Raw genomic sequence first — 3020 nt, forward strand, 5'->3', positions numbered from 1 at the left:
TTCCCGCGAAGCGGCCAGCCCGGAGCCACCCCCGAAGGGAGAATTAGGCAAAACAAACTCCCCGGTTCGAGTGCCGAGCAGCACCGCTGGCTCAGGGGCGACAAAAAAGTAAGTGTCCCCCAGCATGAACGGTAAAGCGAAAACAAAAAGCCGCCCGGCATAAGGGCTGCAAAAAAATATAAAGAACAAACGTCCACAGAGCCTTCCGCCGGAGAAAGAGCCCAGCCGGTCGAGGCCATAATAAACCTACAGCCAACAGGTATTCCGCGGAGCAGCCAGGCCAACAGGACAAACCAATAGGACAGACCAACAGGATAGACCAACAGGACAAGCCAAGAGGACAGGCCAAGAGGACAGGCCAAGAGGACAGCCGACGGCAGCGCCCGCTCCCGAGCCCGAAAATTATAAATCAGCAACCAACAAACCCATGAGCGCCAACCGCAACAGCGCCGGAAACGAATACTACTACATCGACCAAAGCCGCCCCGTGAACCTGTGGCGCATTCTGCTCGACCTCCTGCTCGTGCTGTTGACCCTCGGGCTGGGCGGCAGCTTAGTCATGGCCTACCTCTCCACCGGCATCAGCCCCGAGCGCAACTGGATCTTCGCCTTTTTCGGCCTCGGCGCCCCCTTCCTGTACCTCGGCAACATCGTGATGCTCTTAGTGTGGATCATCCGCTGGCGATGGTGGGCACTCGTTCCCGCCGTCACCCTGCTTCTCGGCATCGGTCACCTGGGGACACTCGTGCAGATCGACCTCCTCAAAGAACACCGCGACAGCGGGAACACCACCGCACGACACAACACCCCGGAACAGTTAGCCATACTGACCTACAACGTCCACGGATTCAGTCACGGGCAGCACGAACACAAAGGCTACCTGCGCAACGTCGACAGCATCGCCGCCTACATCCGGCACCTGCAGCCCGACGTGATCTGCTTCCAGGAATACGAGACCATGCAGCCCGGCGACGTGCGGCGCATCGACAGCCTCTACCGCGACTGGCCTTACCGCTCGTACAACTTCATCTACGGCGGAAAAGACGACATCGGATACGGCACCGCCGTGTTCAGCCGCCTGCCGATCCTCGGAGCCGAACGCACCCTGTTCGAATACTCGTCCAACTCCATGCTGCGGGCCGACCTGCAGACCCTCGGCGGCGATACCGTGCGGGTGTTCAACAACCACCTGCAGTCCACCCAGATCGACGAAATGAGCAGAGAACGTGTCGAACGGCTCGAGATGCGGGGCGATCCAAGCGCCGAACAATTCGTCCGCAGCCTGGGATCGCGGCTGAAAGCCAACTACCGGCGCCGCGCTGTGCAGGTCGACACCGTCTCCCGGATGATCGCCGCGTCACCCTACTCCGCGATCGTGGTCGGAGACTTCAACGACACCCCCGTCTCCTACACCTACAAAAAGATGCGGGGTGAGCTGGAAGACCCTTTCATCAATGCAGGCACGGGGTTTGCGTATACCTACAACCGGCTTTTCTCGATGCTGCGCATCGACTACATATTCCACTCCCCGCTGTTCGAGACACTCGAATACCGCTCCGACGACCTGCCGTGGTCGGATCATAATCCGGTATTCGTGCGGCTTCAGCGGCAGAAGTCCGATACCGGCGGCTCGAAATGACACATGCCGTACGTATGCGGTCTGCGCGGACTGCTTTCCCGCGCAGGCGGAAAGGAGATTTTTCGATACCTCAAAACGATAAAAACGATATGGAACTCACTGCGTATCAAAAGATAATCGAAACGGTCTGGGACGACCGCAGCCTGCTCGACCGGCCCGAGAGCCGCGAAGCCGTCCGCGGGGTCATCGACCTGCTCGACAAGGGCAGGCTCCGCACCGCCGAACCGCGGGACGATGGCACCTGGCAGGTCAACGAATGGGTCAAGAAAGCTGTGATCCTCTATTTCCCGATCCAGAAGATGCGGAAGATGAGCAGCGGCGACATCGAATTTTTCGACAAGATGGAGACCAAGCAGGATTTCGAGGCTTTAGGCGTGCGGGTGGTGCCGAACGGCGTGGCCCGCTATGGATCGTATCTGGCGCCGGGGGTCATTCTGATGCCGTCGTATGTGAACATCGGGGCATACGTGGATGCGGGAACGATGGTCGATACGTGGGCCACGGTCGGATCGTGCGCGCAGATCGGGAAAGGGGTTCACCTGGCCGGCGGGGTAGGGATCGGCGGCGTGCTGGAACCGGTGCAGGCGGCGCCGGTGATTGTTGAGGATCATTGTTTCATCGGCTCGCGGTGCATCATCGTCGAGGGGGCTCATGTCGGTGCGGAGGCGGTGCTGGGGGCCAATGTGGTGATTACCGGCTCGACGAAGATCATCGACGTGACGGGCTCGGAACCGGTGCACTACAAAGGGTATGTGCCGCCGCGGTCGGTGGTGATCCCGGGCTCGTACACCCGGCATTATCCGGCGGGGGAATATCAGGTGCCTTGCGCTCTGATTATCGGGCGGCGCAAGGAGTCCACTGATCGCAAGACTACGCTGAACGATGCGTTGCGCGATTTCGGCGTGTCGGCGTGATAGGATGGTTTCTGCTGTGGGGTTGTGTGTTGTATGGCGGGTGTTTATGGTGTGTGCAGCCGTTCGGGGGCGGGGGTGCCGAGCGGCACAGGATCCGGAGCATCTCTGCCCAGGATAGGGTGAGCGGCGAGGAGGAACCGAGCAGCACCGGCACCGCGCGGGACAGCTGGAGTAGGAAATCGTTCAAAAGTATGAATTGCTTTTGAACAAGATTTCCGCCAGTGCGCGGGACAAAGACTGTTTTCGATTTGCAAAGGGCCGCAGCCAGCGGAGCTCGGGTTAGTTACGGCTCGACACTGGACTTCTGGCGGGGCTTTTGTTCTTTATAAAAAAACTTTTTTGCAGCCCTCCTGCCGGGCGGGCTTTTTGTTTTCGCTTCACCGCTCATGTCGCGGAGGCACTTTCTTTCTTGTGCGACCAAGAAAGAAAGCAAAGAAGTCGCCGGGAATCGGTTTCGCCTTGTCGAA

At 59.4% G+C, this 3020-nt stretch carries 4 protein-coding genes; 2 read left to right on the forward strand and 2 right to left on the reverse strand.

Annotation, left to right across the window (positions count from 1 at the left end; all coding sequences use genetic code 11):
• On the reverse strand, positions 1 to 189 hold a 189-nt coding region (locus Q0Z93_RS10045; protein ID WP_298065148.1), incomplete at its 3' end, for a hypothetical protein.
• A 238-nt stretch (positions 190 to 427) separates the two neighbouring features.
• On the opposite strand from Q0Z93_RS10045, the gene Q0Z93_RS10050 reads away from it, so the two are divergent.
• On the forward strand, positions 428 to 1639 hold the full coding sequence (locus tag Q0Z93_RS10050) for an endonuclease/exonuclease/phosphatase family protein (RefSeq protein WP_298065150.1): 1212 nt from the start codon (positions 428 to 430) through the stop codon (positions 1637 to 1639).
• 89 nt (positions 1640 to 1728) lie between these two features.
• Positions 1729 to 2553 carry a 2,3,4,5-tetrahydropyridine-2,6-dicarboxylate N-succinyltransferase gene (locus tag Q0Z93_RS10055; RefSeq protein ID WP_298065152.1) on the forward strand — a complete coding sequence of 275 codons (825 nt, stop codon included), beginning with the start codon at positions 1729 to 1731 and terminating at the stop codon, positions 2551 to 2553.
• Between the two features lie 283 nt (positions 2554 to 2836).
• On the opposite strand, the gene Q0Z93_RS10060 is transcribed toward Q0Z93_RS10055, so the two are convergent.
• The coding region (locus Q0Z93_RS10060; RefSeq protein WP_298065154.1) for a hypothetical protein at positions 2837 to 3020 on the reverse strand (184 nt) is incomplete at its 5' end.

The sequence above is a fragment of the uncultured Rikenella sp. genome, from assembly GCF_947628055.1.
In the GTDB taxonomy this organism is placed as follows: domain Bacteria; phylum Bacteroidota; class Bacteroidia; order Bacteroidales; family Rikenellaceae; genus Rikenella.

Coding starts and splice junctions, on each gene's coding strand:
- Q0Z93_RS10050 (WP_298065150.1), top strand. CDS start 428: ATGAGCGCCAACCGCAACAGCGCCGGAAACGAATACTACTACATCGAC.
- Q0Z93_RS10055 (WP_298065152.1), top strand. CDS start 1,729: ATGGAACTCACTGCGTATCAAAAGATAATCGAAACGGTCTGGGACGAC.